Origin of the sequence: Candidatus Contendobacter odensis Run_B_J11, assembly GCF_000531125.1 — a bacterium.
GTDB classification, from domain to species: domain Bacteria; phylum Pseudomonadota; class Gammaproteobacteria; order Competibacterales; family Competibacteraceae; genus Contendibacter; species Contendibacter odensensis.
Window position 1 is genome coordinate 1 of sequence record NZ_CBTK010000279.1, and the last position, 6,442, is coordinate 6,442.

A 6,442-nucleotide genomic window follows, 5' to 3' on the forward strand; every position below is an offset into this window, starting at 1 on the left:
GCCGCCGCCGTTGCCGGTGGGTCGCGGTCGCAGTTCCCGCGCCCTGGCCGCCGCGTTCGCGGCCCGGTGCGCTCCTTTGTTGGCGGTGTCTTGTGGCGTCTAGCGCCCCCGTTGCTCCCGCGCTTTCGGGCGCGGTGGTTGGTTTCTCTGGCGGTCGGCGCTTGCCGTCGGTGTTTCGCCCGCTGGTCGCTGGCGTTGCCGCTGGCGTTGCGGCTGGCGGTCGTTCGGTGGTGGTCGGTTGCGCCGGTGGCGCGGACGGCTTTGTGCGCTCCGCTGTTCCTGGCGCTGCGGTTTTCCGCGCCGCCTCTTTTGGCACTAGCCGCGCTGCGTTCGCGGCTCGATCTGTTGCCTTGGTTCGCGCTGTTGCCGCTGGTGGCGTCGGCTCCGGGCTGGTTGTGTTTCCCGCCGCGCCTTGTCCTGCTGGTTTGTTGCCTTCCCCGCGTTCGCTGGCCTGCTTTTGTGGTCTGGGTTCCGGTTCGTGGGCTTCTGCTGCTTTTGCCGCTGGTCTTGGCGTGCGGGTTGTTGTGTTCCCGTGCGGGTTTTCCGCGTTGCCGCCTTGGGGTTTGTGGCGTCCCTTGGCGGGTGCGTGGTCTGGCGGGTTTTTGCTGGTGCGTTGATTGCTGCTCTGGTTTCGCCGCCCGCTCTGGGCGGTTTTTTTTTGCCCGCTGTTGTGAGAGAGCAAGAGAAAAACCAGAAAATAATCAACTTAGCATTGTATTTTAATGCTAAGTTGCATTATAATTCCTATGTGGTTCATGTAGTTGCTTCACTTGCTCTTTGTGGTGGATTGAGGCGGCAAGTAAAAAACTGTCAACCCACCGGCCACACCCATTAATCACTTGGAGAATGAGATGACTATGCAGATTCAGGAATACAACGAGACCGCCGCCGCCTTGGCAGTATTGCGGGAAAAGTATTGCACCGTTTTTGACGTGCAGACGGTTAAAGGAATGGCAGATGCGCGGGAAGCCCGCGCCGATGTTCGCAGTTATCGGATTGGACTTGAAAAGTTACGCAAGGAAATCAAAGCCCCGGCGCTGGAAAGAACCCGCTTGATTGACGAGGAAGCGAAAAGAATCACGGCTGAATTGCTGGCGATTGAAGAACCGATAGACGCGGCGATTAAAGCCGAGGAAACCCGCAAGGTCGAAGAGAAAGCGGCCAAGGAACGCGCCGAAGCGGCCCGCATTGCCGCAATACAAGCCCGCATTGCGGCCATTCGCAACCATTACACCGCCGCCGTAAATCAGTGCGCTGATTACACGCGCTTAATCATTGAACAACTCGCAGCGATGGCGTTAGCGCCGGATGACTTTGACGAGTTCATGCCCGAAGCGAAAGCTGCCCAGGATGAAACCCGCGCCGCCTTAATCATCTTGTTAAGCCAGCAGATGGAAGCCGAAGCCGAACAGGCGCGAATCAAAGCCGAGCGGGAAGAATTGGCGCGGTTGCGTCAGCAGGACGAAGAGCGGAAAGCCGACCAGGCGCAGATAGAAGCCGAAGCGAAAGCGAAAGCCGACGAGGAAGCGGCAGCTATTCGCAAGGCGCAAGAAGCGGAAGCAGCCCGCATTACCGCCGCACAGCAGGAATTGGACGAACGGCAGCGCAAGATTGACGAGGAAGAACAGCGGCAGGCAGAAGAACGCCGCCAGAAAGCAATAGCCGACGCCAAAGCGAAAGCAGAAGCCGAAGCGGCAGCCATCCGCCAGCAGCAGGAAGCCAAGGCAAAGAATACCCGCAAGAAAATAGCAACACCCTTGCAGGAGATTGAAACCGCGATTGGCGTAGGAAAAACAAAAGTTAGCGACGGATTAAGAGCCGCCTACGAAATTGGCTATTCGGACGGCATCAAAGCCGGACAAATCGCCGCCTAATCACCATCACCCCGCGCCAAGGATAGGTGCAACCACTTGGAGCAATACCCATGATTGACACTCGCAACAGCAAGGCCGAGATATTCGGCGAAACGATGGACGTTGAAACCGATTATGAATGGGACGGTGGTTATCCCATCATTCATAACGTCATAGTCATTAAGCAAGTCGCAAAGAAGGGTCAGGTTTTTTATGACATTCACGGACTGGCAAACATCGGCCCGGCTTGGAAGCGTTATGACATGACCGACCTGTTATCAGATGCGACGATTCGCAGCATCGCAGAGGAAATCTGCCAGAACGCCACCATGCAGCGTTTTGAGGATGCAACAGAAAGGTCAATGGAGCGGTTTTTATTCAACCGCTATAGCGACCCGTTCACCGCGCCAGAACCGAAGAACTACACCGAGACCATGCACGAAGTTTGCGCATAAAGAAAAGCCGCTTTCGTTGTTGATAGCAACGAGAGCGGCCCGAACAACCCACCACTTAAAGAGCCGCAAGCATGACTGAACGCGATATGACATTGCAAGAGATTCTTGAAGACCTAGCTTGGAGCGAGAACAGCGACGCTGAGCAACGAGCTTTTGAGGCATGGCTAGACAGTCCCGAAGGCGTTGATTATGTCAACTTCAAAGCCTACGAAGCGTCCACCCACGGCAGCAACGTACAGGGTTACGGCTATGCGTGATGAAATCAAAGTCAGAACGCCGCACTACTGGCTAGAAATCCCCGCAGCAACGCCCATCGTTGCGCTTGCCGCATTGCTGGCAGATACCCGGTTAAGAATCCGCTGGAATAACCTCTTGAGAGACTGCACAGGGCGCAGAGGCTTTATTGAGTTGCATCACCCTGTATTCAGCAGCAACAACACCCCTAACCTTCACCGCTAACCACAAGGAACCGGCTCGCAATGGCCGGTTAAATGACAATGGGTAATGAAATCGCACTTGACGACATCACGCAGTTAGAACCCGGTCAGATTATGGCGGAGTCTGTACGCCAATGGCGTAGCGATTGCCAATCCGGGCAGTTCAAGATTGGCGCTTCAACCATGCGCGGCAAGAAAATTGACATGGAGTTAATCGGCGCTCAAATCTCAGAAGGTGAATACTTCGGCTATCCGCGCCAGAAATGGCTTGCAGTCCTATTTGTTGACCCCGACGGCGTTCTTTCTTCCATTCTGTTCAAGACCGAGAGCTTAGACCAGTTCGAGGAATTACGCCGCGCCTATCGTCTTAAAGGCGAGACCCTGTTAGGCAAGACCATCAGGGCGGAAATGAACGGACGCACCAGCAAGGCCAACGGTAAAGGCTATTTTGCCGTTGAGTTTGAAGTTGTGGCGGAAGGTAAATATGCCGAAGCCATCGCGCAATTCCGCCAGATTCATTACGACCCTAATTTTATTCGACTGATTGAAGCGAAAAAGAAAGAGGACGAGAAAGAAGCCGACTAATCCTGTACGCGCCAAGGAAGGCGCTTTTTTCGAGGAAGAATTGCTATGAATAACCGCCAATATCAGGACATCCCCGCCATCAGCAGCCATCGGCTGATTGCGATGCTGGAATCACCGGCCCATTGCTGGCGACAATACCTTGACCCCGACCGCAAAGCCGAAGCGCCGACCGACGCGCTTAAATTGGGAACATTGGTACATTGCCTAACCTTGAACCCGCACGACTTTGATAACGAGTTTCTGGTTGCGGACTACGACCGCCGCAGCAAGGCAGGAAAGGCGCGATATGCCGAACTCAATCAATACGGCCTAACAGTCATCAAACCCGCCGAGCTTGAACGCGCCCAGGCGATTGCAGACGCCCTGCAATACGACAACGACGCCCGCAAACTTTTAAGGTATGGCAGGAAAGAGCGGACGATTGTTAAACCCCGCGCCGCTGGCTTGTTGCCATTAAAGGCGCGGCTGGACATTCACAACGAAGCCAAGCGGCAGATTATTGAGCTTAAAACAACGAGGGATATTGCGACGATTCTAAAAACCATCGCGGATTATCACTACCTGCTATCCGCCGCCTTCTATCAGGACATCAGCCAAAGCCGCAGCGTTGTTTTTATCTTTGTTCAGACCATTGAACCTTACAAGGTCGAGATTTTTGAGCCTGCTTATGGGCAGCTTGACCAAGGCCGCGATGCGATGAACACCGCGCTTGAACAGTTTGACGCTTGCTGGCTGGCGAATCATTGGCCCGAAGCCGAACCCATAGCGCCCGCAATAAACGATGACCCGCTGATGCTGAATTTCCTACCCACGAACCCGAACCGGCAACGCTTTGAATTGCAGGTTGGTGAATTGGCGCTATGAATGATTTTAGATGGAGAGACCAAAGCGGAATTTTTCATCATCCTCATGAAATGGAAACACGCCATCTGTTTTACACGTTGCGAATGATCTGGAATCACACCATGCCGGAGAGGGTACAAATGACGCCGTATGCGGCGCATGAATTTATAGACTTTTACACGGTGAATTATATGGAGAGCGCCGTTAAAGCGATAGGCAGAGAACTTTTAACGCGCAATGACATATCGCCAGAATGGAGAAAGGAACTGGACTTTATGGCATCGCATTTTACACCTATCCCACTTGGAGAATTGGCGCTATGAACGCAAGAGCGAAAGCCAAAATGGGGCTTATCCAGTGGCCGGATATAAAAGAACGCAGGAAAGCCGGGCTATCGGCATACGACCAAGAAAGCAAAACGTGGCAAATCGTTGAAATTTGTGATGAGCCAATAGCGATGAAGCGAAGCAGGGAACGCGAGATTGAAACCGGCGAGCCTTGCGGCATCACGCTCTACGGCAAAAACGACATCCCGCAGATCGGCGAACGAGTTTGGCCTGCCTGATCACGATTGACACCCACCCACGCCACGGACGGCCATTTATGGAAAGACAGATCATGCCGATCAAGCCTGAAAACCGCACCAGATACCCGCACAACTGGAAACAAATGAGGGCGGCAATTCTGGATCGCGCCCGCCATTGTTGCGAGTGGTGCGGAATCGCAGACGGCAGCACACGCGGAGCAACAAAAATCGTGTTGACCATCGCGCACCTCGACCACACGCCCGAACACAACGACCCGGATAACCTTCGCGCCTTATGCCAGCGTTGCCATTTGGCTTATGACGCCAAACACCACCAACAGACCGCCTATCAAACCCGCCGCGCTGGCAAAGCCAAGGGAGATTTGTTCAGCAACGAGAACAAACCATGACTATCCCTCGTTTCATCCGAATGCGCGATGCGCCGGCCTACCTCGGTATGGACCGCACTGTGTTCAACCATGAAGTGCGTCCCCTTTTGACTGAAATTCCGATTGGAACACAGGGTATAGCTTTTGACCGGCTTGATTTAGATGCGTGGGCAGATCAGCATAAGCACTGCAATGGTCGGCCACCACGCGGAGAACGTGTATGGCCCGAAAACAACGAATGCCTGGCCTCTGGCAACGCCCCGACGGCTACTGGCAACTCGACAAACGTATCAAAGGTTATGGCCCTGTGCGCGAAAGTACGGGGACAAAAGACTATGCGGAAGCCGAGCAACGAGCGCGAGCGCGCATCCAAGAGCTAGAGAACGCCGCCCGCTATGGAACACGCTTACGTCACACCTTTGCCGAGGCAGCGGAAAAGTACCTGATGGAACATACCCATAAGCGCGGATTGGAGCGTGATGCTCGAGACATTGCTTGTGTATTGCCCTGGATTGGTGAATTAGCAATGGCTAACCTGCATATGGGGACATTGACCCCATTTATCACGGCCCGGCGTGGGAAAGTGAAAGCAGCAACCATCAACCGCACCTTGGCGGTGGTGCGGCGCATTCTGAATCTGAGCGCCCGTCTTTGGCGGGATGAATCGGGTCAAACGTGGCTGGCGGAAGCACCGTTGCTGCAACTGCTTCCCAAGACCGATGCCCGCAAACCCCGCCCGATCCGTTGGGACGAACAGCGCGAGTTGTTCAGTCGGCTGCCCAACCACTTGGCGAGAATGGCGTTGTTTGCCATTCATACCGGTTGTCGTGACCAAGAAATATGCCGGTTGCGCTGGTCACAGGAATACCAACTACCGGATTTGGGGGTATCGGTATTCGTCCTGTCTGACAGCGACACCAAGAACGGGGAAGAACGAGTGATTTTGCTTAACCGGGTGGCTCGGTCTGTCATTGAGGGCTGTCGCGGCCAGAACCCTGAGTTTGTATTTACTTTCCAGGACAAACCGCTGGCACGGATGAACAATTCAGCTTGGCGTCATGCCCGCCGTACAGTCCAGTTAGATGCAGTGCGCGTCCATGACCTTCGGCATACCTTTGGGATGCGATTAAGGGCAGCGGGGGTATCGCTCGAAGACCGTCAAGACTTGTTGGGGCACAAGTCCGGGAGAATCACGACACACTACAGCGCAGCAGAATTAGGGAATCTTCTGGCGGCGGTGGAGAAAATCACCGAGCCCACGTTCCAAGAATCTCCCAATCTGATTCTGGTAAGGGCTTACCACCTATCAGTTCCTCATCACGGGGCAGATCCGATAGAAGGGGGGTAAGGGGAG

General features: G+C 54.4%; 11 protein-coding genes. All 11 read left to right on the forward strand.

Annotated features, from left to right (window positions below):
- Positions 1-92 precede the first annotated feature (92 nt).
- Positions 93-617 (forward strand): hypothetical protein, encoded by a 525-nt coding sequence (locus tag BN874_RS22860; protein WP_154725003.1) that lies wholly within the window; start codon positions 93-95, stop codon positions 615-617.
- A gap of 234 nt (positions 618-851) precedes the next feature.
- Positions 852-1,874: a hypothetical protein gene (locus BN874_RS17420; RefSeq protein ID WP_034435558.1), complete on the forward strand. Its 1,023-nt coding sequence runs from the start codon at positions 852-854 to the stop codon at positions 1,872-1,874.
- 50 nt (positions 1,875-1,924) lie between these two features.
- Positions 1,925-2,308 carry a hypothetical protein gene (locus tag BN874_RS17425; protein WP_034435559.1) on the forward strand — a complete coding sequence of 128 codons (384 nt, stop codon included), beginning with the start codon at positions 1,925-1,927 and terminating at the stop codon, positions 2,306-2,308.
- A 71-nt stretch (positions 2,309-2,379) separates the two neighbouring features.
- Positions 2,380-2,565, forward strand: coding sequence for a hypothetical protein (locus BN874_RS17430; RefSeq protein WP_034435560.1), 186 nt, complete (start codon positions 2,380-2,382; stop codon positions 2,563-2,565).
- Positions 2,558-2,767: a hypothetical protein gene (locus tag BN874_RS24740; protein ID WP_154725004.1), complete on the forward strand. Its 210-nt coding sequence runs from the start codon at positions 2,558-2,560 to the stop codon at positions 2,765-2,767. Before BN874_RS17430 ends, BN874_RS24740 begins: the two co-directional genes overlap by 8 nt.
- A gap of 38 nt (positions 2,768-2,805) precedes the next feature.
- Positions 2,806-3,330: a hypothetical protein gene (locus BN874_RS17435; RefSeq protein WP_034435561.1), complete on the forward strand. Its 525-nt coding sequence runs from the start codon at positions 2,806-2,808 to the stop codon at positions 3,328-3,330.
- A gap of 45 nt (positions 3,331-3,375) precedes the next feature.
- Positions 3,376-4,194, forward strand: a complete 819-nt coding sequence (locus BN874_RS17440; protein WP_034435562.1) for a PD-(D/E)XK nuclease-like domain-containing protein — start codon at positions 3,376-3,378, stop codon at positions 4,192-4,194.
- The gene (locus tag BN874_RS17445) at positions 4,191-4,496 is read left to right on the forward strand and encodes a hypothetical protein (protein WP_154725005.1); all 306 of its coding nucleotides are present in this window, start codon (positions 4,191-4,193) and stop codon (positions 4,494-4,496) included. The genes BN874_RS17440 and BN874_RS17445 overlap by 4 nt, the downstream gene beginning before the upstream one ends.
- Positions 4,493-4,738, forward strand: a complete 246-nt coding sequence (locus tag BN874_RS17450; RefSeq protein ID WP_034435563.1) for a hypothetical protein — start codon at positions 4,493-4,495, stop codon at positions 4,736-4,738. Before BN874_RS17445 ends, BN874_RS17450 begins: the two co-directional genes overlap by 4 nt.
- A gap of 53 nt (positions 4,739-4,791) precedes the next feature.
- A complete protein-coding gene (locus BN874_RS17455; protein WP_034435564.1) occupies positions 4,792-5,109 on the forward strand; it encodes an HNH endonuclease in 318 nt (105 codons plus the stop codon).
- A 199-nt stretch (positions 5,110-5,308) separates the two neighbouring features.
- A complete protein-coding gene (locus BN874_RS17460) occupies positions 5,309-6,436 on the forward strand; it encodes a tyrosine-type recombinase/integrase (protein WP_034435565.1) in 1,128 nt (375 codons plus the stop codon).
- Positions 6,437-6,442 lie beyond the last annotated feature (6 nt).